23 protein-coding genes are annotated in these 22,283 nt (G+C 62.8%); 20 read left to right on the top strand and 3 right to left on the bottom strand.

Annotated features, from left to right (window positions below; all coding sequences use genetic code 11):
* Positions 1 to 203: 203 nt before the first annotated feature.
* Positions 204 to 1,481 (top strand): 4-aminobutyrate--2-oxoglutarate transaminase, encoded by a 1,278-nt coding sequence (locus tag NKJ90_RS09055; protein ID WP_023758140.1) that lies wholly within the window; start codon positions 204 to 206, stop codon positions 1,479 to 1,481.
* 70 nt (positions 1,482 to 1,551) lie between these two features.
* On the opposite strand, the gene NKJ90_RS09050 is transcribed toward NKJ90_RS09055, so the two are convergent.
* Positions 1,552 to 2,154: a sulfotransferase family protein gene (locus tag NKJ90_RS09050; protein WP_084025241.1), complete on the bottom strand. Its 603-nt coding sequence runs from the start codon at positions 2,152 to 2,154 to the stop codon at positions 1,552 to 1,554.
* Between the two features lie 120 nt (positions 2,155 to 2,274).
* Positions 2,275 to 3,528 carry an NAD(P)/FAD-dependent oxidoreductase gene (locus NKJ90_RS09045; protein ID WP_352485923.1) on the bottom strand — a complete coding sequence of 418 codons (1,254 nt, stop codon included), beginning with the start codon at positions 3,526 to 3,528 and terminating at the stop codon, positions 2,275 to 2,277.
* A 433-nt stretch (positions 3,529 to 3,961) separates the two neighbouring features.
* On the opposite strand from NKJ90_RS09045, the gene NKJ90_RS09040 reads away from it, so the two are divergent.
* From NKJ90_RS09040 to trmB, 18 genes are all read left to right on the top strand, one after another.
* Positions 3,962 to 5,251: an imelysin family protein gene (locus NKJ90_RS09040; RefSeq protein WP_023758137.1), complete on the top strand. Its 1,290-nt coding sequence runs from the start codon at positions 3,962 to 3,964 to the stop codon at positions 5,249 to 5,251.
* 111 nt (positions 5,252 to 5,362) lie between these two features.
* Complete coding sequence (locus NKJ90_RS09035; RefSeq protein ID WP_352485922.1) at positions 5,363 to 5,674, top strand: (2Fe-2S)-binding protein; 312 nt, start codon at positions 5,363 to 5,365, stop codon at positions 5,672 to 5,674.
* Complete coding sequence (bfr, locus tag NKJ90_RS09030) at positions 5,640 to 6,125, top strand: bacterioferritin (RefSeq protein ID WP_023758135.1); 486 nt, start codon at positions 5,640 to 5,642, stop codon at positions 6,123 to 6,125. Before NKJ90_RS09035 ends, bfr begins: the two co-directional genes overlap by 35 nt.
* A 12-nt stretch (positions 6,126 to 6,137) precedes the next feature.
* Positions 6,138 to 7,739: a di-heme oxidoreductase family protein gene (locus NKJ90_RS09025; RefSeq protein WP_023758134.1), complete on the top strand. Its 1,602-nt coding sequence runs from the start codon at positions 6,138 to 6,140 to the stop codon at positions 7,737 to 7,739.
* Positions 7,739 to 8,818 carry an imelysin family protein gene (locus NKJ90_RS09020; RefSeq protein ID WP_023758133.1) on the top strand — a complete coding sequence of 360 codons (1,080 nt, stop codon included), beginning with the start codon at positions 7,739 to 7,741 and terminating at the stop codon, positions 8,816 to 8,818. The genes NKJ90_RS09025 and NKJ90_RS09020 overlap by 1 nt, the downstream gene beginning before the upstream one ends.
* 1 nt (position 8,819) lies before the next feature.
* Positions 8,820 to 9,926: a DUF1513 domain-containing protein gene (locus NKJ90_RS09015; protein ID WP_023758132.1), complete on the top strand. Its 1,107-nt coding sequence runs from the start codon at positions 8,820 to 8,822 to the stop codon at positions 9,924 to 9,926.
* Between the two features lie 106 nt (positions 9,927 to 10,032).
* Positions 10,033 to 10,710: a tRNA (adenosine(37)-N6)-threonylcarbamoyltransferase complex dimerization subunit type 1 TsaB gene (gene tsaB / locus NKJ90_RS09010; protein ID WP_352485921.1), complete on the top strand. Its 678-nt coding sequence runs from the start codon at positions 10,033 to 10,035 to the stop codon at positions 10,708 to 10,710.
* Positions 10,710 to 11,204, top strand: a complete 495-nt coding sequence (gene rimI / locus NKJ90_RS09005; protein ID WP_023758130.1) for a ribosomal protein S18-alanine N-acetyltransferase — start codon at positions 10,710 to 10,712, stop codon at positions 11,202 to 11,204. The genes tsaB and rimI overlap by 1 nt, the downstream gene beginning before the upstream one ends.
* A gap of 20 nt (positions 11,205 to 11,224) precedes the next feature.
* On the top strand, positions 11,225 to 12,025 hold the full coding sequence (gene olsA / locus NKJ90_RS09000) for a lyso-ornithine lipid O-acyltransferase (protein ID WP_023758129.1): 801 nt from the start codon (positions 11,225 to 11,227) through the stop codon (positions 12,023 to 12,025).
* A gap of 127 nt (positions 12,026 to 12,152) precedes the next feature.
* Positions 12,153 to 13,511: a tRNA (N6-isopentenyl adenosine(37)-C2)-methylthiotransferase MiaB gene (gene miaB, locus NKJ90_RS08995; RefSeq protein WP_031259792.1), complete on the top strand. Its 1,359-nt coding sequence runs from the start codon at positions 12,153 to 12,155 to the stop codon at positions 13,509 to 13,511.
* 83 nt (positions 13,512 to 13,594) lie between these two features.
* Positions 13,595 to 14,587 carry a PhoH family protein gene (locus NKJ90_RS08990; RefSeq protein ID WP_023758127.1) on the top strand — a complete coding sequence of 331 codons (993 nt, stop codon included), beginning with the start codon at positions 13,595 to 13,597 and terminating at the stop codon, positions 14,585 to 14,587.
* 18 nt (positions 14,588 to 14,605) lie between these two features.
* Positions 14,606 to 15,106 (top strand): rRNA maturation RNase YbeY, encoded by a 501-nt coding sequence (gene ybeY / locus NKJ90_RS08985; RefSeq protein ID WP_023758126.1) that lies wholly within the window; start codon positions 14,606 to 14,608, stop codon positions 15,104 to 15,106.
* Positions 15,107 to 15,134: 28 nt separating this feature from the next.
* Complete coding sequence (locus tag NKJ90_RS08980; protein WP_023758125.1) at positions 15,135 to 16,229, top strand: hemolysin family protein; 1,095 nt, start codon at positions 15,135 to 15,137, stop codon at positions 16,227 to 16,229.
* 16 nt (positions 16,230 to 16,245) lie between these two features.
* Positions 16,246 to 16,716, top strand: a complete 471-nt coding sequence (locus tag NKJ90_RS08975; protein ID WP_023758124.1) for a VOC family protein — start codon at positions 16,246 to 16,248, stop codon at positions 16,714 to 16,716.
* Positions 16,717 to 16,809: 93 nt separating this feature from the next.
* A complete protein-coding gene (gene lnt, locus NKJ90_RS08970; protein ID WP_023758123.1) occupies positions 16,810 to 18,402 on the top strand; it encodes an apolipoprotein N-acyltransferase in 1,593 nt (530 codons plus the stop codon).
* Positions 18,403 to 18,540: 138 nt separating this feature from the next.
* A complete protein-coding gene (locus NKJ90_RS08965; protein WP_023758122.1) occupies positions 18,541 to 18,960 on the top strand; it encodes a helix-turn-helix domain-containing protein in 420 nt (139 codons plus the stop codon).
* Positions 18,961 to 19,129: 169 nt separating this feature from the next.
* On the top strand, positions 19,130 to 20,395 hold the full coding sequence (metK, locus tag NKJ90_RS08960; RefSeq protein ID WP_023758121.1) for a methionine adenosyltransferase: 1,266 nt from the start codon (positions 19,130 to 19,132) through the stop codon (positions 20,393 to 20,395).
* Positions 20,396 to 20,418: 23 nt separating this feature from the next.
* Complete coding sequence (gene trmB / locus NKJ90_RS08955) at positions 20,419 to 21,120, top strand: tRNA (guanine(46)-N(7))-methyltransferase TrmB (protein WP_023758120.1); 702 nt, start codon at positions 20,419 to 20,421, stop codon at positions 21,118 to 21,120.
* A 58-nt stretch (positions 21,121 to 21,178) separates the two neighbouring features.
* Here trmB and NKJ90_RS08950 read toward each other — a convergent pair whose 3' ends face one another.
* The gene (locus NKJ90_RS08950) at positions 21,179 to 21,343 is read right to left on the bottom strand and encodes a hypothetical protein (RefSeq protein ID WP_023758119.1); all 165 of its coding nucleotides are present in this window, start codon (positions 21,341 to 21,343) and stop codon (positions 21,179 to 21,181) included.
* A 283-nt stretch (positions 21,344 to 21,626) separates the two neighbouring features.
* Here NKJ90_RS08950 and rimP point away from each other — a divergent pair, with 283 nt between their 5' ends.
* Positions 21,627 to 22,271, top strand: a complete 645-nt coding sequence (rimP, locus tag NKJ90_RS08945) for a ribosome maturation factor RimP (protein WP_023758118.1) — start codon at positions 21,627 to 21,629, stop codon at positions 22,269 to 22,271.
* Positions 22,272 to 22,283 lie beyond the last annotated feature (12 nt).

Genomic DNA, 22,283 nt, shown 5'->3' with positions numbered 1-22,283 from the left:
GGAGCCTCGCGGCGTCAGAAGATAGTCGATCCCTTGGAAAAGGGAACCTCCTTCGGACGCGTACCGGCCGACTGGTTGAGGCGGCGCCGGGCGACAGGCCCAATCGCCTGTTGACGGTGCCAACTTGAGCAAAACGTGAAATAAGGTCAGAAGACGTGTCAGCGACAGCAAACAAGAACGGGCGCCGGCCCGATGAGGACAGCATGAAGAATTCAGCCATTTCCGAACGCAAGAACCAGTCGATCTCGCGCGGCGTCGGCATGACCACGCAGATCTATGCCGACCGTGCTGAGAATTCGGAAATCTGGGATGTCGAGGGCCGTCGCTACATCGACTTCTCGTCGGGTATCGCCGTCGTCAACACCGGTCACCGCCACCCCAAGGTGATCGCGGCGGTCAAGGCGCAGCTCGACCGCTTCACCCACACCTGCCATCAGGTGGTGCCCTATGAAAGCTATGTGCGGCTGGCCGAACGGCTGAACGGCATGCTGCCCGGCAAGTTCGAGAAGAAGACGATCTTCGTCACCACTGGCGCCGAGGCAGTCGAGAACGCGATCAAGATCGCCCGCAACGCCACCGGTCGCCAGGCGGTCATCGCCTTTGCTGGCGGCTTCCACGGCCGCACCTTCATGGGCATGGCGCTGACCGGCAAGGTCGTGCCCTACAAGGTCGGCTTCGGCGCCATGCCAGGCGACGTCTATCACGCGCCGTTCCCGGTGCCGCTGCATGGCGTATCGGTCGCCGATTCGCTGGCTGCCCTCGACCGCCTGTTCAAGGCCGATGTCGACCCGGCCCGCGTCGCCGCCATCATCATCGAGCCGGTCCAGGGCGAGGGTGGCTTCTACGAGGCGCCGCGCGAGTTTCTGACGGCTCTGCGCAAGCTTTGCGACCAGCACGGCATGCTTCTGATCGCCGACGAGGTGCAGACCGGCTTTGCCCGCACCGGCAAGATGTTCGCGATGGACCACCACGAGGTGGCGGCCGACATCACCACCATGGCCAAGAGCCTGGCTGGCGGCTTCCCGCTGGCCGCGGTCACCGGCCGCGCCGAAATCATGGATGCACCCGGCCCCGGCGGGCTCGGCGGTACCTATGGCGGCAGCCCTATCGGTGTCGCCGCGGCGCACGCCGTGCTCGACGTGATCGATGAGGAAAAGCTGTGCGACCGCGCCAACACGCTGGGTGCAAGACTGAAGCAGCGGCTGCAGTCGATCCGCGACGACGTGCCCGAGATCGTCGACATAAGAGGCCTCGGCTTCATGAACGCGATCGAGTTCAACGACGTCAAGAAGGGCCTGCCGTCGGCCGAGATAGCCAATGCGATCAGGCTGAAGGCGCTCGACAAGGGCCTGATCCTGCTGACCTGCGGCGTCTACGGCAACGTCATCCGCTTCCTGGCGCCGATCACCATCCAGGACGGCGTCATGAACGAGGCGCTCGACATTCTGGAAAGCTCGATCCGCGAAGTCTGCGCCGCCTGATCGGCGAGGATATCGCCTAGGATTCAACAACCTTGCGGGAAAAGGCCGAGATAGGGTGGCAAGCTGCCGTTCAACGCCCTATGCGAGCACGAAATTCTGCGGTCGAATTGGTGCGTGGAAAAGGTTCGGAAGGCAACTGTACACCGAGAAAGGCACAAAGGGGCTCCCATCCTTCGGAGGCCTGATAAGTGAGAAGGCGTTCAGGTGGCAGCGTTGATTTCACGGAAGCGTTATGTGCTTCATAGACAGCGATTGCGTGATCTCGGTCATCAAATCGACCGCCAAAGACACTGTTTCCAACCACTGCCACACCAAAGGACTGTGGATCATTGGTAGCAGCATCCATCGTGAACCCTATCGTTTGCGCCATGCTTTCATACCAGGCTTCTGGGTCACGAACTGTCAAGATAACCTTTGCGTCAGGGTAGTGGTCACTCACTTCTCGCCAGAAATGCGCCGTTGGCCAATCGACCGCGGAAAGATAGCCGGCATATGCCGTATCCCAGGTAGGGAGTTGTCCCTGGCCGGCGGCGCGCCACAGCGCCTTCTGCTCGGGATTGGCGTGGACATCTGCCATGTGATGACACGGCCCGAACCCAAGATGCTCCAACGCGAGTTTCAGCGAATATGTGCCAGTGCGACCCATGCCTGCGCCAATGACATCTAGAGCCATGAGCACCCCCCAAAGACGACTTCAATTGGTCAAAATACCGCTGTTTCCTTTACTTCGCTATAGGTTTTGAAGGTCAGCTCCCGGGCGAACTCGGTCGTTTAGGGTGATTGGGTTTTGATCCTATCCCGCCGCGCGGACAGGCTCCTCTTCCTGGAAGGCGGCAAGCGCAGCCTTCAGCCCGTCCGGTCCCGTCGCAACGATCCCCGGCGTCGGCGAGAAGCCGGCGCCGAGCATCTTGCGGCCAAGCATGTGGTCGCCGGGACGGTTCACCGATTCGATGCCGAGCAGCCGGTCTCCAGCATAATGGTAGATCGAGAATTTGTTGTCGGGCAGATCACCCAGCACGACATGGCTGTCGCTGCCTGCAGTCAGCCCAACCATCTGCAATTTCATGTCGCCGATGTCGGACCAGAACCACGGCACCGCTGAATAGCCATCGGCATGGCCGGTGATGGTGCGTGCGGCAAGCCGCGCCTGGTCGGTGGCGTTCTGCACCGATTCCAGCCGTACGTCGCCGCCGGTGAACCAGTGCCGGTAGGAGGCGGCGTCGCCGATGGCGAGGATTTCAGGCACCGAAGTGCGCATCTGGTGATCGACGCGGATGCCGTTGGCGATGCTGAGGCCTGCGGCCTGCGCCAGCTCGACATTCGGCACGGCGCCGATGCCGACGATGACCATGCGCGCCGGCAGCCTTTCACCGCTGGATGTGATCGCGGCTGCGACATGGCCGATTTCGCCTTCGAGTCTTGCAATCGAGGTGCCGGTGAGGATGCGCACGCCTGTCCCTTCCAGACGTTGCCGGACGTGGCTCGCCACGACCGGCGCCACGGCGCGGCCGAGCAGCCGGTCGACCGCCTCGACCACGGTCACCGTGCGGCTGGCTGCCCGCAACGTCGCGGCGATCTCCAGCCCGATGAAGCCGCCGCCGAGGATGACGACCTCGTCGCTCTGGGCGCTGAGTTCCCGGATCAGACGCGCATCGGCCAGCGAGCGCAGCGACAGCACGCCCGACAGGTCCGAACCGGGCAGCGACAAGGTGCGCGGGCGCGAGCCGGTCGCCAGGATCAGATGGTCGAAGGCAAGTGTGCCGCCGCCTGATATCTCCACGCTACGGCGTCCGGCATCGATGCGATCGATCCTGATGCCCGGCCGGAAGTCGATGGCGCTGCCGGTGTAGAAGGCCTCGCCGCGCAACGGTTGCGGTCTGGCCTCGGCATCCTTGATGAAGGTCTTCGACAGTGGAGGTTTATGGTAGGGCAACTCGTTCTCGTCGCCGACCAGGATCACCGGCCGGTCATAGCCGTCATCGCGCAGACTGGCGGCCGCTTGCACGCCCGCATGACCCGCGCCGACAATGACCACACCGTTCTTCATTGCATTCCAATCCTGCCGGCATCCTAGGATATCTCGCCATGTGGCGATTGTCTGGCGCCGCCGCAAGCGAGGCTGTGCGGGTCGCACTCGGGATGGCGGCTGTCAATCGTACAGTTCAGCGGCAAGACCGGTGCAGGCCGCACATTAAGTTGACAGTTGCAGTTTAGAATAATTCTAAACTATTGTTTCAATTGATTTTTCTTGCCGATCTCCATTGACATCCGACGATGTCGCAGCTTTATGGAAGCTCGCGCGTCAGCGCATCCCTTTAATGTCTGGGCCTTGAACCCTTTCGATTGGAGGCATTTTGGTGTCTTTCTTCCGCGAACCGCGCGATGGCGCGGCATCTCTTGCGCCCGATGGCTTGCAGATGGCCTGGTGCCAGTTGCCGCGCGCGCCGTTTACAAAAATTCCGAGAAACTGGAGAGCGATTATGACAGCACGATATGGCGGCAGGCTTGCCGCGATCGGCGCCACGGCCCTACTGACGGCGGCGGTGTTCGTGCTGCCCGCAAAGGCCGAAACCGATGCGAAGGCGGTCGTCAAGACCTATTCCGACATCGCCTTGGCCAAATATGAGGATTCGCTGACCACCGCGCAGGCGCTCGACAAGGCAGTCGACGCGCTGCTCGCCACCCCCTCGGCGGAAACTCTCAATGCAGCCCGCGACGCCTGGAGGGCATCGCGCGTTCCCTACCAGCAGACCGAGGTCTACCGTTTCGGCAACAAGATCGTCGACGACTGGGAAGGCGAGGTGAACTCCTGGCCGCTGGACGAAGGCCTGATCGACTACGTCGCCAAGAGCTACGGCTCCGAATCGGATGCGAATTCGCTCTATACGGCCAATGTGATCGCCAACAAGGAGATCGAGATCAACGGCAAGAAAGTCGACGCTTCGAGCCTTTCGCCGGAATTCCTCTCCGGCACATTGCAGGAAGCCGGCGGCGTGGAGGCAAACGTCGCCACCGGCTATCATGCCATCGAATTCCTGCTCTGGGGTCAGGATCTGCATGGCACCGGCCCGGGTGCCGGCGAGCGCCCCTATTCCGACTACGACCTCAAGAACTGCACCGGCGGCAATTGCGACCGTCGCGCCCAGTACCTGAAATCGGCGACTGACCTTCTGGTCGCCGACCTGCAGAAGATGGTCAACGACTGGAAGGAAGACGGTGCCGCGCGCAAGGCCCTCATCGACGGCGACCCGAACACCGCCATCTCGATCATCTTCACCGGCATGGGCTCGCTGTCCTACGGCGAGCTGGCCGGCGAGCGCATGAAGCTCGGCCTGCTGCTGCACGATCCGGAAGAGGAGCATGACTGCTTCTCCGACAACACCTATAACTCGCATCTCTATGATGCCATCGGCATTAGCGCCGCCTATCATGCCAGCTATACCAGGCTCGACGGCACCGTCGTTTCGGGTCCCTCGGTGGCCGATATGGTGAAAGCAGCCGATCCGGCGATCGACAAGGAACTGTCGGACAAGCTCGACGTGACGGTCGCCAAGATGGAGGCGATCAAGGCGCGGGCACTGGCTGGCGAGGCCTATGACCAGCAGATCGCCGAGGGCAATGCGCAAGGCAATGCGACCGTGCAGGCGGCAATCGACGCGTTGGTCGACCAGACCAAGTCGATCGAACGCGCCGTTGGCTCCCTGAAACTCAGCACCATCGCCTTCGAAGGGTCCGACAGTCTCGACGCACCCGACAAGGTGTTCAAGTAAGTCAAAGGGTTGGAGCCTGATCCGGAGCCGGGCAATCGGGGTCGGAACGGGCTTCGATAGGAAATCAAGCCACACGGCGCGGGAGGCGCCGTCAGCCATCCGAGCAAACCAATGCTGATCTGCCATTGCAACATCATCACCGAGAGGGAAATCGAGCAGACGATCATCGCGCTGCTGGATCAGGACCCCTGGCAACTGATCGTGCCGGCAAAGGTCTATCACGCCATGCAAAAGCGCGGGCGCTGTTGCGGCTGCTTCCCAAATGTGGTGGAAACGATCATTCGGGTCACCGAAAATTACCACGCCCGCTCCGAGGCGAGCGGCGTCGATATCGTTTCACACCTGGATCGCGTCAGAAGCCTGCGCGTCCAATACGGGAGCAGAAATCATGAAAGGCGACCCGCAGGTCATCGAGCGGCTTAACGAGGCTCTTTTTCTGGAGCTGGGGGCCGTCAATCAGTACTGGGTGCATTTCCGTCTGCTGGAGGACTGGGGATACGCCAAGCTGGCAAAGAAGGAGCGGGCGGAATCGATCGAGGAGATGCACCATGCCGACAAGCTCGTGGCCCGCATCATCTTCCTTGAAGGCCATCCGAACCTGCAGTCCGTGGCGCCGCTGCGCATCGGACAGAACGTCAAGGAAGTGCTCGAATCCGACCTTGCCGGCGAATATGACGCGCGTACCGCCTACAAGCGCTCGCGCGAGATCTGCAACGACGCTGGCGACTATGTGACGATGAAGCTGTTCGAGGAATTGCTGGCCGACGAGGAGGGTCACATCGACTTCCTCGAGACGCAGCTCGACCTGCTTGCCTCGATCGGCGAGGAAAAATACGGCCAGCTCAACGCTGCATCGGCGCACGAGGCCGATTAAGGACATGCCGGAATGCGGCGCCTGTTAGAATTCATGCGCCGCATGCGGCGGGCCGACGGCTCGCCGCTCCTTCGGAAGACGCCGGCCGGATTGGCGCGGCGGCGCTGTGTCGTCTTCGCAATCGCGCTCTCCTCGTCCGCGATGGCCGGTGAGCTTCAACCTGCCGGCATCGCCACCACGCGCACCGACCTCAGTCCGAAGGATAAGGCGCGCGTCGCCGCCATCACCAGGCCGACCGCTGATTTTTCCAGGCCTGAGCAGTTCGAGCTGATGCAAGGCGGCGCCGGCACGTCCAGGAAGGACGTCAGCCGCGATTCCTTCTCGCAATCCTCGGCCAACATCACCTTCGAGGAAGAGGGCGACTTCAAGCTCGGCAATGCCCTGTTTCGCAAGAACTGGGTGTCGTCGCCATCCTCGACGCAGGCGTCGGATGGGCTCGGCCCGCTGTTCAACGAACGCGCCTGCCAGAACTGCCATCTGAAGGACGGCCGCGGCCGTCCCCCGCAAGGCGATGCCGGCACGACTTCGATGTTCCTGCGGCTGGCGCGCGATGCCAGTACGGCCGAAGAGAAAGCAGCGCTTGTCGACCAAAAGGTGCTGAACTTCCCCGATCCGGTCTATGGCGCGCAATTGCAGGAACTGGCGGTGCCCGGCCTGCGCGGCGAGGGCCGCATGCATGTCGACTATCAGGAGCGTATGGTAGAACTGGCAGACGGTGCCGTGATTTCCTTGCGCAAACCTAGCTATTCGGTGGTCGATCCTGCCTATGGACCTCTCGATCCGCGCACCACGCTGTCGCCGCGCCTGACGCCGCCGATGATCGGCCTTGGCCTGATCGAAGAGATTGCACCAGCGGATATTCTTGCCAACGCCGATCCACTCGACCGCAACGGTGACGGCATTTCCGGCAGGCCGAACATCGTGCGGGACAGCCCAAGCGGCGAATTGACGCTTGGCCGTTTCGGCTGGAAGGCGCAGGCCGCATCGATCCGCCGGCAGGCGGCGGACGCTTTCGCCGGCGACATCGGCATCTCGACGCCGGAAGTGCCAAAACACTGGGGCGACTGCACCGCCACGCAAGCCAAATGCTTCGCCATGCCGAGCGGCGTAGAGCAGCGTCTCGGCCCGGTCGAGGCGCCGCCGCCGGTGATGGATCTGGTCACCTTCTATTCGCAGAACCTGGCCGTGCCGGCGCGCCGCGACCTCGACCAACCAGATGTGCTCACCGGCAAGAAGGTCTTCTATGAGATCGGCTGCATTGCCTGCCACACGCCGAAATTCGTCACCCGTCGCGGCACGCCCAACAAGGCGCAGGCCTTCCAGTTGATCTGGCCTTATTCCGACTTCCTGCTGCACGACATGGGACCCGATCTGGCCGACGGCCAGGCCGTGGGCGATGCGACGGGCAATGAGTGGCGCACGCCGCCGCTGTGGGGCATCGGCCTGACCGAGACGGTCAACGGCAATTCCTTCTTCCTGCATGACGGGCGCGCCCGCAGCCTGACCGAGGCGATCCTGTGGCACGGCGGCGAGGCGCAGAAGGCGCGCAGCCGCTTTGCCGCCGCCGACGCCGCCGACCGCGATGCGCTGCTCAAATTCCTGGGGTCACTGTGATGCTCAAGCGCTCTGCATTGTTACTCGTTCTTCCGCTGGCTCTGCTCGGCGCAGTCCCGGTGTCTGCGGCGGTCAAAGCCTCCGAAATCATCCAGGGGGCGATCGACGGCTTTGTCCGCCCAGCCTATGCCGGCCTGCACGAGCATGCGGAATCCCTGACGAAGGCGATGCACAAGCTCTGCGAAGCGCCCTCGCAAGAGGAGCTCGATGCCGCGCGCTCGGAATTTTCCGCCACCGTCTATGCCTGGTCGTCGGCCGAAATCATCGGCTTCGGACCGATCAAGGACAACAACCGGCTGGAACGCATGCTGTTCTGGCCGGATCGCAAAGGCATCGGCCTGAAGCAGGTGCAGGCTGTGTTGGCGAACAAGGATTCGACCGCCACCGATCCGGCACTGCTGGCCGGCAAGAGCGTCGCCATGCAGGGGCTGGGCGCGCTCGAATTCGTGCTTTATGGCGACGGCGCCGATGCACTGACGGGCAGGGACGATCCTTATCGTTGTGCCTATGGCGCGGCGATTGCCGGCAACATCGAAACCATGACCGGCGACGTCAACGATGCCTGGAACAAGCCCAACGGATTTGCTGCCCTTTGGGCCAATCCGGGGCCACAGAACCCGCTCTACCGCGACGGCAACGAAGCGGTGACCGAACTGGTCGGCGTCTTCATCAATGAACTGGAAATGGTTCGCGATGTGCGCCTGAAAGGGTTTTTCGGCGACAAGCCGGATGCGGACAAGCCGAAACAGGCGATCTACTGGCGCTCACAGAACACCGCCAATTCGCTAGCCGGCAATCTGTCCGGGATAGACACGCTGTTCCAGGCGTCGAAGCTTGGCGACGCACTGCCGGCCGATGCGCGCTGGATGGCGGAATCGATCCATATCCAGCTGATCAATGGTATCGCTACCGTGAAGTCCATCCAGGGTCCGATCGACAAGGCGCTTGCCGATCCGGCACTGCGTGACAAGCTCGACCATTTCGCGCTGATCACCTCCAGCCTGTCGACCCTGATCGGCACCAGGCTGACCGCCGAATTCGGCCTGACTGCCGGCTTCTCGTCGCTGGATGGGGACTGAATTGAAAACCCCGCTGTTAGATCGCCGCGATTTCCTGAGGGCTGCAGGCGTTGGCTTCGTAGCGGCAATGGCGCCCGCGGCCTGGGCGAAGACGCTCGCGGCGGACGCCGTCTTCGCCACCGCCTTCGTCAAGCGTGATGGCAGCTATGGCGCCGCTGTCCTATCCGAGGCCGGCAAGATCCTGCACGCGATCGACCTGCCCGATCGTGGCCATGACGTCACCTTCGATCCGGTGTCGACGCGTTCGGTGGTCTTCGCTCGCCAGCCCGGCACGTTCGCCGTTGTGTTCGATCATTCGGGCCGTGACGCGCCGTTAACCATCGCCAGCATCGCCGGTCGGCACTTCTTCGGCCATGGTGTTTTCTCGCCCGACGGGGCGCTGCTCTACGCCACCGAAAACGACTTCGACAACGCCGCCGGCGTGGTTGGCATCTACGATGCGCGGACGAAGTTCAACCGCATCGGTGAATTCCCGACCCATGGCATGGGTCCGCACGAGCTGCTGCTGCTGGGCGACGGCAGGACGATCGCTGTTGCCAATGGCGGCATCGAAACCCATCCGGATTACGGCCGCGCCGAGCTCAACATCGCCACCATGAAGCCGTCCTATGTGCTCATCGACCGCCTCACCGGCGATCTCATCGAGAAGCATGAACTCCCGGAGGCACTGCACCAGCTGTCGATCCGCCACATGGACGCAGATCGATCCGGCACCGTCTGGTTCGGCTGCCAGTACCGGGGGCCGGGCACCGATCGTCCGCTGCTGGTCGGCCGCGCGGCGCGCGGCAAAGACTTGCAGCTGCTCGACATGCCGCAGGACGTGCTGTCCGGCTTCCGCAACTATATCGGTTCGGTCGCCGCCAATCCGGCCGCCGGCACCGTCGCCGTCTCCTCGCCGGAAGGCAACTCGCTTGTGGTGATCGATTCGGCCAGCGGCCGGGTCGTCTCGGTCACCGCGCTGGTCGAAGTCTGCGGCACGGCGCTCGACGGAACCGGATTCATGGCTACCACGGGCGCCGGCGAGATCGTCGATGGCAGCGGTGTGACACGCTCCGAACCGGATTATGTCTGGGACAACCACCTGCTGCGCATCGAACAGGCTGCCTAGATATTTCCTGCGGGCCGAAGCGAAGCCGCTTAACGAATTATGCACTATCCACTTGCGGTGGCGAGCCGTGGCAGGCACACGGAACTCTCTTCGAACCGGTCGCTCCATGAAATTGCTTGCCATCGACTGTGCCGCCAACCTCTGCGCCGCCTGCGTCTACGACGAGGCGGCGAAGCAAGAGCTTGGCCGTTCGGTGCTCGACCTTGGCAAAGGCCATGCCGAGCACCTGATGGCGGTCATCGCCGAAGCGCTGAAGGCAAGTGCCACCGACTATGCCGGTCTTGGCGCCATCGCCGTCTCCGTCGGCCCCGGTTTCTTCACCGGTCTGCGCGTCGGCGTCTCGACCGCGCGTGGCCTGGCGTTGGCGCTGAAGGTTCCGGCGATCGGGGTGACGACGCTCGAGGCGCTGGCTGCTGAGGCGGCAGCGGCATTTCCCGGTCGCGCCGTACTGGCGGCGCTCGATGCGGGTCGCGAGGAAATCCATGCCGCCCTTTATGATGAAATGTCGGTTTTGACTTACGGTCCGGCTGTCGCCACATTGGCTGACGTGGCGGCGATGGCGACGGAACGTTCTTTGGTGCTTTCCGGTACAGCGGCGGCGCTGATTGCCGCGTCGGCCGGTCGCGCGTTCGATATCGGGCCTCAGACGGCTACCGCCGATATTGTCACATACGCCCGTCTGGCTGCCGCCAAGGGTCCCGGCGAAAGGCCAAAACCGCTTTATTTGCGCGGCGCCGACGCCAAGCCGCAGGCCGGGTTCATTCTTTCAAGGCAAGAAAATTGATGCGCATACCTTTTCTCCAACCACGCCGCCGGGACTATGCGCTCGAGCCGCTGAAGATCGCCGACAGCCCGGCGGTCTCCCTGTTGCATCGCGAGGACTTTGTCCGCCCGTGGACCGATGGTGAATTCGCTGCCTTGCTCGAACAGGACACCGTATTCGGCTATGCCGCGCGTGAAACCGGACAGGGCGCCAAGCCTCCGGTCGGCTTCGTGCTGGCCAGGCTGGCGGCCGGCGAAGGCGAGATCCTGACCGTCGCGGTCGCTCGATCCCACCGCCGGCAGGGGCTCGGTTGGCAGTTGATGGATGCGGTGCTGCGCGAACTTCACGCCCAGCGCGCCGAAGCGCTGTTCCTCGAGGTCGACGAGACCAATGTCGCGGCGATCGCGCTCTATCGGCGGCTGGGCTTCCGCGAGGTCGGCAAGCGACCGAACTACTACAAGTCGCCGGAACATGGACCGACCGGCGCGCTTGTTATGCGCCGCGATCTTCGCTAGCCGGAGGCCGGGGTAGGGCGATGATCAAGAAAATCAGGATTTTCCTGGCGCTGGGCCTTGTTGTCGCCGGTTCATTGGTCCTCGTGCCGCTGCAGATCCTGTCGATGAAGACCGGCTGGTGGCCGGAAACCTTCATCCTCAAGATCTGGCACAGGCTGATCATCAGGGCGCTTGGCATGCGTATCCACGTCAAGGGAACGCTATCGACCAAGCGTCCTTTGCTGGTGGTATCCAATCACATCTCGTGGACCGACATCATGGTGCTCGGCTCCATGGCCGACGTGAAGTTCATCGCGAGAGCTGATATGGAAGGCTGGCCGCTGATCGGCATGCTGTCGAAACTGCAACGCACCGTGTTCATCGAGCGCGAGCGCAAGCGGTCCTCGGGCGACCAGGCCAGCGAGATCGCCAGCCGCATGGGCAAGGGCGATGCCATGGTGCTGTTTGCCGAGGGCTCGACTGGCGACGGCAACATCGTCCTGCCGTTCAAGAGCACGCTGTTTGGCGCCGCCTCTATGGCGATTTCGGAAGGCGCGACGGAGCAGGTCTACATCCAGCCGGTGGCTATCGCCTATACGCGCCTGCATGGCGTGCCGCTCGGTCGCCGCCACCGCCCGCTAGCCGCCTGGATCGGTGATGAAGACCTAATGCCGCATCTCAAGGTGCTGCTGGCAGAGGGCGCCCTCGACGTCGAGGTGCATTTCGGCGAGCCGATCGCTTTTTCCAAGGGTTCGAACCGCAAGGAAACGTCGAAACTGATGGAAAGCCGGGTGCGCGAGATGATGCAGGCAGCGCTTGCCGATCCGCGCCCGAGCCGCTAGCCCCGGGCATGCAAACTGCAGGCGCATGCCGAGAATCGTCTGTTTTTTGTCACGGAAAGGCGTTAGAAGCCGCCTTATGGACTTGAACACGATAGAGCGCGACGACGTCGACGCCGCGGCCGAAGCGATGGCCGCGCCGGCGGCAACCGCCAGGAAGGTCTTCGTCAAGACCTATGGCTGCCAGATGAACGTCTATGATTCACAGCGCATGACCGATGCGCTGGCCGCCGACGGCTATTCCACGACCGATGCCATCGGCGAGGCTGATCTGGTGCTGCTCAACACCTGCCATATCAGGGAAAAAGCGGCGGAAAAAGTCTATTCCGAGCTCGGCCGAATCCGCGATATGAAGGCCGAACGTGCCTTGGTCGGCCGCGAGTTGCTGGTCGGCGTCGCCGGCTGCGTGGCGCAGGCCGAAGGCGCCGAGATCATTCGCCGCTCGCCGGCCGTCGATCTGGTCATCGGCCCGCAGACCTATCACCGGCTGCCCGACGTGCTGGCGCGGGTGCGCGGCGGCGAGAAGATCGTCGAGACCGACTACGCCATCGAGGACAAGTTCGAATACCTGCCGCAGCCGAAGCGCGCCGAGGTTATCAAGCGCGGCGTCACCGCTTTTCTCACCGTGCAGGAAGGCTGCGACAAATTCTGCACCTTCTGCGTCGTGCCCTACACCAGAGGCTCGGAAGTCTCGCGTCCGGTGGCGCAGATCGTCGCGGAGGCCGAGCGCCTGGCGGAAGCCGGCGTGCGCGAGGTGACGCTGCTGGGCCAGAACGTCAATGCCTGGCATGGCCGGGGCGAAAACGGCGAGGAATGGGGCCTTGGCCGCCTGCTGTTCAGGCTGGCCGAAATCCCGGGCCTGGCGCGACTGCGCTACACGACCAGCCACCCACGTGACATGGACGACGAACTCATCGCCGCTCACCGCGATCTGCCGGCATTGATGCCTTATCTGCATCTGCCGGTGCAATCAGGTTCCGATCGCATCCTCAAGGCGATGAACCGCCGGCACACGGCCAAGGATTATCTGGCGCTGCTCGACCGCATCCGCACTGCCCGGCCCGATATCGCGCTTTCCGGCGATTTCATTGTCGGCTTCCCCGGTGAGACCGAAGCGGATTTCGAGGCGACCATGGAACTGGTGCGGCAGGTGAATTACGCCTCTGCCTTCTCGTTCAAATATTCGCCGCGTCCCGGCACGCCGGGCGCTGAAATGCCCGATCATGTGCCGGAAACGGTCAAGGATGAGCGCCTGCAGCGGCTACAAGCTCTGCTTTTGAAACAGCAGCAGGACTTCGGCACAAGCCTGGTCGGCAGCACCATCGACACGCTGATCGAGAAGCCCGGCCGACAGGCCGGCCAGAAGGTCGGCCGCTCACCGTGGCTGCAGCCGGTTATTGTTGATGAAACGGCCGGCGAAATCGGTGACATTATCCAGGTGCGAATCACGAAGACGGGCTACAACAGCCTGTTCGCCGAATTGGCCTGAGGGTCTCGGCAGATGAGGAGAGACGGTTGAGCGCTGCGGAAGTGAAGAATCTACCCCACGCCACGGCATCCGGGGCTTCTGATATGGCGCATATCGTTCTGACTTTCGACAACAACAAGCTTGCCAGCGCCCTTTACGGTCAGTTCGACGAAAATCTCGCCAGACTCGAGCAGAAGCTCGGCGTCGACATCCGCTCCCGCGGCAACCAGCTGACCATCAAGGGCTCGGCGTCAGCCGCCGAGCAGGCGCGCCGCGCCCTGGACAATCTCTACGGCATTCTCCAGAAAGGCGTCGATATCGGCCAGTCCGACGTCGATGGCGCCGTCCGAATGGCAATCGCCGCCGACGATCAGCTGACGCTGCCGACGCTGGAGCGCAAGGGCAAGGTCTCCGCCGCCCAGATCGCCACCCGCAAGAAGACGATCTATGCCCGATCGCTCAACCAGGACGCCTATATGCGGGCGCTGGAGCGGTCGGAACTGGTGTTCGGCATTGGTCCGGCCGGCACCGGCAAGACCTATCTGGCGGTAGCGCATGCGGCGATGCTGCTCGAGCGCGGCATGGTCGAGCGCATCATTCTGTCGCGGCCGGCCGTCGAGGCCGGCGAGCGGCTCGGTTTCCTGCCGGGCGACATGAAGGAAAAGGTCGATCCCTATCTGCGGCCGCTCTATGACGCGCTTTACGACATGATGCCGGCCGACAAGGTCGAGCGCGCCATTGCCGCCGAAGTCATCGAGATCGCGCCGCTCGCCTTCATGCGCGGCCGCACGCTGGCGCATGCCGCCGTCATCCTCGACGAGGCGCAGAACACCACGCCGATGCAGATGAAGATGTTCCTGACCCGTCTCGGCGAGAACTCGCGCATGATCGTCACCGGCGATCCAACCCAGATCGACCTTCCCTCCAACACCAAATCGGGCCTCGTCGAAGCCTTGCGGGTGCTGGACGGCGTGGCAGGCGCGGTCACCGTGCGCTTCAACGACGGCGACGTGGTCCGCCATCCGCTGGTGGCGGAAATCGTCAGGGCCTATGACCGGGATGCCAAACTGGCGCGCGGCCTCGGTGCCGAGAATTGATTTTGACGATGCGGCTTCATGCCTGAGGATTTAATATCCGGCGACGGGAATGTTCCTGTCAACATCGATATCTCAGTCGAAGCGGGCGAATGGCCGGATGAGGCAAGCCTGAAGCGGCTGGTCGATCGCGCTGTCGCGGCTGCCTTTGCCGAGACCGGCGGGGCTGGCCGTTCCGAACTCAGCCTCGTTTTTTCCGACGACACGCATATCCGGACCCTGAACGCCGGCTGGCGAGGCAAGGACAAAGCGACCAACGTCTTGTCTTTCCCGGCTTTTCCGCTTGTGAAAGGCGCTCCTTTGCCGCCGATGCTGGGCGACATCGTGCTCGCCGCAGAGACGGTCGCGCGTGAAGCGGCACTGGAAGATAAGCCGGTTGAGAACCATATCACTCATCTCGTCATCCACGGCCTGCTGCATCTGCTGGGCTACGATCACGAGACCGATGCGGATGCCGAGGCGATGGAGGCCGTTGAACGCGCAGCGCTCGCGAGACTTGCCATTCCCGATCCCTACGCGTAACTACATCTGATCAATTGACCGGACGACGATGAACGACAAACCAGAGACTGCCGCCCGCCCCGACGCCGGCAGTGCGACTAAGGCTTCCGATACGTCGGAAGAGGGATCAAGTCCCAGTACCATTACCTCTGGTGCTGCCAGCACCGGCAGCGCTGCCAGCGAAACCTCGCCTGCCGGCCCCTCCCTGTTCGACCGCGTGCTGCGTTTGTTCCGGCAACGCAACGGAACCAGCCTGCGCGAGGAAATCGCCGGCGCCCTTGCCGAGACGACGAGCGACGCCGGGGCCTTCTCGCCCGGCGAACGCGCCATGCTCAACAACATCCTGCGCTTGCGCGAGGTGCGCGTCGAGGACGTCATGGTGCCGCGCTCCGACATTCAGGCGGTCGAGATCACGACGACGCTCGGCGATCTGCTTGGCACCTTCGAGCAGTCCGGCCATTCGCGCATGCCGGTCTATTCCGAGACGCTCGACGATCCCCGCGGAATGGTGCATATCCGTGACGTGCTGGCTCACATCACCAAGATCGCGCGCGTCAAAAAAGGCCGCACTACAAGGAAAACTCCTGCCGCCACGGTGCTTGACCTCGCCCAGGTCGACCTCGCGCGCACCATTGGCGACCTCAGTCTGATCCGTCCGGTGCTGTTCGTTCCGCCATCGATGCTTGCCTCCGACCTGATGGCCCGCATGCAGACGACGCGCACGCAGATGGCGCTGGTCATCGACGAATATGGCGGCACCGATGGCCTCGCCTCGCTGGAAGACATCGTCGAGATGGTGGTCGGCGATATCGAGGATGAGCATGACGACGATGAGCCTATGATTACCCGGAGCGGCGACGGCGTGTTCATCGTCGACGGCAAGGCCGAGATCGACGATGTCGCCAAGATGATCGGTGAGGATTTCGCCGCTGGCGAACATGGCGATTATGTCGATACCATTGGCGGCATGATCTTCAACACGCTCGGTCGCGTACCGGCGCGTGGCGAGGTGGTTCAAGCCATTCCCGGCTTCGAATTCCATGTGCTGGATGCCGATCCGCGCCGCGTCAAGCGCGTGCGCATCGTGCAGAGCCAGAAGGGCGAGCGCCGCCGGCGCGCCACGGCCCGTGCCGAACAGGCGTGAGCGTTTCGCTCGCCCGATGACCGTCGACGACCCGTTCAAGCACGCAAGCCAGGGCTCCGGCGTGTTCTACAAGGATCCTCGAGCCGCGCTGGACTGGCTGGAGGCGGCTTTCGGCTTCGAGCGCAGCATGGTGGTCAGCGATGCCGAGGCAAAGCTCGTCCATTCCGAGATGCGGTTTGGCGACAGCTACATCATCGTCGATTCCGAATGGACCGATCACGTCGCCAGCCCGGCCTCAGTCGCCGGCAAGAACACGCAGTCGGTCTATGTCAGGCTGAAGGACGGCCTGGATGCCCATTGCGAGCATGCCAGGGCCAGGGGTGCCGAGATCGTCCAGGAGCCGGCGGATCAGTTCTATGGCGAACGCCAGTATCGGGCACGCGATCCCGAGGGCCATGTCTGGACCTTCACGCAAACCCTGTGCTCTGTTTCTCGTGAAGAGGCCGAACGGCTGGGCGGCCTGCGGATCGAAGGCTGGCACCGCTAGGCTCGGTCCACCTCTGGCGATCTCCTGCCGTTTGGCCCGCGGACCGTGGCCTGTTAAATCTTGGCTATTGATTCGCGCGACTCGGAAGTATGCATGGTGCGCCTTGCCGGCCGGATAATTCTTCTTTGGGGTTGGGGGCGCGCGCTCGTGGCGTTTCTCGCTGGCGCGCTGGCGGTGCTTGGCCAGGCGCCTTACGATTTCTTCGCCGCCTGTTTCATCTCTTTTCCCGTGCTGGTCTGGCTGCTCGACGGCGCGACCGGTGATGCTTCCGGCGGCCTGGTGCGGCGCCTGCGGCCGGCCTTCGCCGTCGGCTGGTGGTTCGGCTTCGGCTATTTCCTTGCCGGCCTGTGGTGGATCGGCTCGGCTCTGCTGGTCGAGGCCGACAACTTTGCCTGGGCGCTTCCCTTCGCGGTGGTCGGCATTCCCTTCGCACTCGCCTTTTTCTACGGCTTTGCGGCCATGGTTGCGCGGCTGTTGTGGAGCAGCGACATCGGACGCATCGCCGCCCTTGCCTTCGGCTTCGGGCTGGCGGAATGGCTGCGCGACTTCCTGTTCACCGGTTTTCCCTGGAATGCCATCGGCTACGCGGCCATGCCCGTGCCGCTGTTGATGCAAAGCGTCTCGGTCACCGGCATGATCGGCATGAACGCGCTCGCGGTGTTCGTCTTCGCACTGCCGGCGCTTCTGGCGGCGCGCCGGCATCTGCGCCTCGGCGCCGGACTGTTTGTCGTGCTTGCCGCTGCCCATGTCGGCTACGGCTATGTCAGGCTTGCCGCTCCCGAAAAGCCTGCGGTGCACAGCCTGGACGTCCGCATCGTCCAGCCGGCCGTTGACCTCTCGGAAAAATGGGACGCCTCGGTGCGCGATCGCATCTTCGCAACCTTGATCGGGCTGTCGGCCAAGGCACCGGATCCGGGTCACGGCAAGCCGCAACTGATCCTGTGGCCCGAAACCTCGGTGCCGTTCCTCTTCACGGAGCGTCCGGACGCATTGACGGCGCTGGGCGACATGCTGGCACCTGGCCAGATGCTGATGGCCGGCGTCGTCCGCGAGGAAGGCGGTTCGGCCGCAAGTGCCGACAGCCGCTACTACAACTCCGTGGTGGCGATCGACGACAAAGGTGAAATCACTGATGCCGTCGACAAGGTTCACCTTGTGCCGTTCGGCGAATATCTGCCTTTCTCCGATCTGCTCGATCATTTCGGTATCGAGCAACTCGTTGCCGGGCCGATGAGTTTTGCGGCCGGCAACGAGCGGCACGCCATTGCGTTGCCTGATGGCATCCGTGCATTGCCATTTATCTGCTATGAGGTGATCTTTCCCGATCTCGTGGCAGTTGACGCTACGTCAGCACAGCTTATTGTGAACGTCACCAATGATGCGTGGTTCGGCGACACGCCGGGTCCGTATCAGCATTTCAGGCAGACCCAGATCCGTGCGGTGGAGAATGGATTGCCATTGTTGCGTGCAGCCAACAACGGCATCTCGGCCGTCGTCGATCCGCGCGGGCGCATCGTCGATGCGCTGGCGATCGATGCCCGCGGCGCCATCGACGCCCATGTGCCGATTTCCGAAGAGGCGGTCATCTCTCCTGGCCAACGACGCATTAACGGAATGCTGATCATGTTGCTGTTTGCCATTGCGGCCGCACTTTTGAGCGTAAGGCAGAGGCTACGGGTGAATTGACAGCCCACACATTAGAAACTCATACTGTAAGCGCCTGATATTTCTCGAAGTCGGTTGATCGTTCTGTTGGGGCAGTTGCCTCCGGCTTCATTTGGGCAGGAAAAAATAGAGAAGCCGAAAAAATTCGGCGAGGAAAAAATGATAGAAGATAACAAGAAGAAACCGAATCCGATCGACATCCATGTTGGCAGTCGCATTCGGCTTCGCCGCAATATGTTGGGAATGAGCCAGGAAAAGCTGGGAGAAAATCTCGGCATCACATTTCAACAAATTCAGAAGTATGAAAAGGGCACCAACCGCGTCGGCGCCAGCCGTCTGCAGGCGATCGCGTCCATCCTCGGCGTGCCTGTCGCCTTCTTTTTCGAGGATGCGCCCGGCCAGGAGGCCGTGGCAGGCCGGGGATTTGCCGAGGATGCGTCGATGGCCTTCGCCGTCGAATTCTGCGGCAGTCCCGAAGGCCTCCAGCTCAACCGGGCCTTTGTCAAGATCGCCGACGCCAAGGTGCGGCGCAGGATAATAGATCTGGTCAAGTCTCTCTCCACCGATGATGCCGACTGATCCGCAATCACGCTTGGACCGGCGGCGCCCTGCCGCCGGTGGCACAAGATAACTGCAGCGACATTCATGCCAGAACCGAAGCATCGCTTGACGAGCGGCGCATCGCCCCGCTAACACGTGGCGCGCCAAAGTCGGCAGCCTGCCGATCGTTTTTCAAGAGGGGACACCCGTGACGCGGCAGAACTACTTCTTTACCTCGGAATCCGTTGCCGAGGGCCATCCCGACAAAGTCTGTGACCGGATTTCCGACGAGATTGTCGATCTGGTCTATCGCGAAGCCAAGAAGACCGGCATGGACCCATGGAAAGTCCGAGTCGCCTGCGAGACACTTGCGACAACCAACCGCGTCGTCATCGCCGGCGAGGTGCGCGTCCCGGAGACACTGCTGAAAAAGGACAAGGCAGGCAACATCCTCACGGATGCCGCCGGCCATCCCGTCGTCAATCCGGCCAAGTTCAAGTCGGTCGCCCGCAAGGCGATCCGCGAAATCGGCTATGAGCAGGCCGGCTTCCACTGGAAGACTGCGAAGATCGAGGTCCTGCTGCACGGCCAATCGCCGGACATCGGCCAGGGTGTCGACAATGCCTCCGACCGTCAGGGCGAAGAAGGCGCCGGCGATCAGGGCATCATGTTCGGCTACGCTTGCCGCGAGACGCCGGATCTGATGCCGGCTCCGATCTATTACAGCCACAAGATCCTGGAACTGCTGGCCGCTGCCCGTCACGAAGGCAGCGGTGAAGCCGGCAAGCTCGGGCCGGACGCCAAGAGCCAGGTCACCGTCCGCTACGTCGACGGCAAGGCCGCCGAGGCGACGCAGATCGTGCTGTCCACGCAGCACCTCGATGCGAGCTGGGACTCGAAGAAGGTCCGCAAGGTCGTCGAACCCTATATCCGCGAGGCATTGGGCGAGCTGAAGATCTCCGACGACTGCATGTGGTACATCAACCCGACCGGCAAGTTCGTCATCGGCGGGCCGGACGGTGACGCCGGCCTGACCGGCCGCAAGATCATCGTCGACACCTATGGCGGTGCCGCTCCCCATGGCGGCGGCGCTTTCTCCGGCAAGGACACCACCAAGGTCGATCGTTCGGCGGCCTATGCGGCGCGCTATCTGGCCAAGAACGTCGTGGCGGCGAAACTCGCCGACCGCTGCACCATCCAGCTTTCCTACGCCATCGGCGTCGCCCAGCCGCTGTCGGTCTATGTCGACCTGCACGGCACCGGCAAGGTCGACGAGGCAAAGCTGGAGGAGGCGCTGCGCAGCGTGATGGATCTGTCGCCGTCCGGCATCCGCCGCCATCTCGATCTCAACAAGCCGATCTACGCCAAGACGTCGTCCTACGGCCATTTCGGCCGCAAGGCCGGCCGTGACGGGTCTTTCTCCTGGGAAAAGACCGATCTCGCCAAGGCGCTCAAGGACGCTGTCGGCGCCTGATAGCGACGCCGCAAAGTCCCGCCATGGACCCGAAGGACAGACCAAGCCGCGCGACCGAAGCCTTTTTCGGTCGCCGGCGCGGCAAGACCATGCGTCCGCAGCAGGCGGCCGCTCTGGAGAGCGGTTTCGGGACATACCGGCTCGATCTGACAGCAGAACCGCCGGCCGATCTGCAAGCTCTGTTCAAAGCCGATGTTTCGGCGGTTCGCCTCGAGATCGGATTCGGCGGTGGCGAACATCTTCTCCATCGCGCGGCCGAGGCGCCCTCGATCGGCTTTATCGGCGTCGAGCCGTTCGTCAACGGCATGGCCAAGTTGATGATGGCGGTGCGGGAGAAACCGCTCGCCAATCTGCGGGTTTATGACGACGATGCCACCCGGTTGCTGGACTGGTTGCCGCAAGCCTCGCTCGACGGGATCGACCTGCTCTATCCCGATCCCTGGCCGAAGAAGAAACACTGGAAGCGGCGCTTCGTCAGCCCGGTCAATCTCGATCGGTTCGCGCGCGTGCTGAAGCCGGGCTCGAAGTTCCGCTTTGCGTCCGATATCTACACATATGTCAACTGGACGTTGCTGCATTGCCGTGCGCATGGTGCGTTCGCCTGGCAGGCTTCGGAGGCGGCGGACTGGCACCGGCCCTATGATGGCTGGCCGGGCACTCGCTACGAAGCGAAGGCCATTCGTGAGGGCCGGCGGCCGGCCTATCTCACTTTTGTCAGAACATAGGCGCGCTCACGGACGCACCAGCCTCCGGCCGCCGCAAAGGCGAGTCCACTCGCCAAATCTAGAAACGACCGATCCTGTTGAAGACAGCCGGATCCATTCCGAGCTTGCGCAGGTCGTCAGCACGCGGCTTGCGGCCCATTTGCACCGCGCGCGAGGCGGCGACCGCGCTGCCAAATGTCGTGAAGAGCTCGCCAATGGCGGAAAAGATCTTGCGGCTGGTCATGTCATGCCTCTCTGTGCTGTGTCGTGCATTCCTTGTGCGATGTGCTATAAATGGAAATGCAGCGGCAAGGCTCACAGGGGTTTCGCCGCAGGGAGGCCACGCGTCTGGCGCAACACTGGCGCCGCAATGGGTTTTGTGCGGCCCGCACGGCGGGCTTGAAAGACCGGCCGCGATCGTCTATATCAGCCTCAAATTCTTGGTCGGTATGACGAAGAGTGGGTCCACCCGGTCCCGCTCTTTTTTATTTCCTGCCGATAACTTCGGATAGAGCGACAGGATATCAATGACTGCAACGGCAAGCGAGGGCGACGATCGCATCATCCGCGAAAGCGGCATCGATGCGCGCATCGCGCTGATCGTCCAGCCGGTTCTGCGCGGCATCGGCTTCCGCCTCGTGCGGGTGCATCTGTCGGGCCAGAATGGGCTGACGCTGCAGATCATGGCCGAGCGCGAGGACGGCACCATGACCGTCGAGGATTGCGAAGAGGTCAGCCGGGCGGTGTCGCCGGCGCTCGACGTCGACGATCCGATCGAAAAGGCCTATCATCTGGAGGTCTCGTCGCCCGGCATCGACCGGCCGCTCGTCCGCAAATCGGATTTCGCGACTTGGACGGGTCATCTGGTCAAGATGGAGACATCGATCGTCGTCGCCGACCGCAAGCGGTTCAAGGGCAAGATCGTCGAGGCCGGCGAAGACGATGTGTTGATCGAGCGCGAAAAGGCTGCCTATGGCGAGGAGCCCACGGTGCGTGTCCCCTATGATGCGATTTCCGAAACGCGCCTGATCCTGACCGACGATCTCATTCGGGATGCCCTGTCGAAGGACAACAGGGCGCGCAAGGAAGCCAAGAAACGTCGCGGCGAACCGGACGACGATGAGTCGGGTACGGAAGCGGACGCCACGGAAGAACACGAACAGGAACTATGATTGAGCTGCTGG

It is taken from the genome of Mesorhizobium sp. M0051, from assembly GCF_040323235.1.
Taxonomy (GTDB): domain Bacteria; phylum Pseudomonadota; class Alphaproteobacteria; order Rhizobiales; family Rhizobiaceae; genus Mesorhizobium.
Note: the sequence above shows the minus strand (reverse complement) of the source record. Positions and strands in the feature narration are given on the sequence as shown.

Excerpts from the sequence above, each read along its gene's own strand:
- miaB (WP_031259792.1), top strand. The coding sequence starts at position 12,153 with ATGGCCGCGCCGGCGGCAACCGCCAGGAAGGTCTTCGTCAAGACCTAT.
- NKJ90_RS08980 (WP_023758125.1), top strand. The coding sequence starts at position 15,135 with ATGAACGACAAACCAGAGACTGCCGCCCGCCCCGACGCCGGCAGTGCG.
- lnt (WP_023758123.1), top strand. The coding sequence starts at position 16,810 with ATGGTGCGCCTTGCCGGCCGGATAATTCTTCTTTGGGGTTGGGGGCGC.
- NKJ90_RS09055 (WP_023758140.1), top strand. The coding sequence starts at position 204 with ATGAAGAATTCAGCCATTTCCGAACGCAAGAACCAGTCGATCTCGCGC.
- olsA (WP_023758129.1), top strand. The coding sequence starts at position 11,225 with ATGATCAAGAAAATCAGGATTTTCCTGGCGCTGGGCCTTGTTGTCGCC.
- tsaB (WP_352485921.1), top strand. The coding sequence starts at position 10,033 with ATGAAATTGCTTGCCATCGACTGTGCCGCCAACCTCTGCGCCGCCTGC.
- NKJ90_RS08950 (WP_023758119.1), bottom strand. The coding sequence starts at position 21,343 with ATGACCAGCCGCAAGATCTTTTCCGCCATTGGCGAGCTCTTCACGACA.
- ybeY (WP_023758126.1), top strand. The coding sequence starts at position 14,606 with ATGCCTGAGGATTTAATATCCGGCGACGGGAATGTTCCTGTCAACATC.
- NKJ90_RS09025 (WP_023758134.1), top strand. The coding sequence starts at position 6,138 with ATGCGGCGCCTGTTAGAATTCATGCGCCGCATGCGGCGGGCCGACGGC.
- NKJ90_RS08990 (WP_023758127.1), top strand. The coding sequence starts at position 13,595 with ATGGCGCATATCGTTCTGACTTTCGACAACAACAAGCTTGCCAGCGCC.
- rimI (WP_023758130.1), top strand. The coding sequence starts at position 10,710 with ATGCGCATACCTTTTCTCCAACCACGCCGCCGGGACTATGCGCTCGAG.
- NKJ90_RS09020 (WP_023758133.1), top strand. The coding sequence starts at position 7,739 with ATGCTCAAGCGCTCTGCATTGTTACTCGTTCTTCCGCTGGCTCTGCTC.
- NKJ90_RS09050 (WP_084025241.1), bottom strand. The coding sequence starts at position 2,154 with ATGGCTCTAGATGTCATTGGCGCAGGCATGGGTCGCACTGGCACATAT.
- NKJ90_RS08965 (WP_023758122.1), top strand. The coding sequence starts at position 18,541 with ATGATAGAAGATAACAAGAAGAAACCGAATCCGATCGACATCCATGTT.
- NKJ90_RS09035 (WP_352485922.1), top strand. The coding sequence starts at position 5,363 with ATGCTGATCTGCCATTGCAACATCATCACCGAGAGGGAAATCGAGCAG.
- NKJ90_RS09040 (WP_023758137.1), top strand. The coding sequence starts at position 3,962 with ATGACAGCACGATATGGCGGCAGGCTTGCCGCGATCGGCGCCACGGCC.
- NKJ90_RS08975 (WP_023758124.1), top strand. The coding sequence starts at position 16,246 with ATGACCGTCGACGACCCGTTCAAGCACGCAAGCCAGGGCTCCGGCGTG.
- NKJ90_RS09045 (WP_352485923.1), bottom strand. The coding sequence starts at position 3,528 with ATGAAGAACGGTGTGGTCATTGTCGGCGCGGGTCATGCGGGCGTGCAA.
- trmB (WP_023758120.1), top strand. The coding sequence starts at position 20,419 with ATGGACCCGAAGGACAGACCAAGCCGCGCGACCGAAGCCTTTTTCGGT.
- rimP (WP_023758118.1), top strand. The coding sequence starts at position 21,627 with ATGACTGCAACGGCAAGCGAGGGCGACGATCGCATCATCCGCGAAAGC.
- bfr (WP_023758135.1), top strand. The coding sequence starts at position 5,640 with ATGAAAGGCGACCCGCAGGTCATCGAGCGGCTTAACGAGGCTCTTTTT.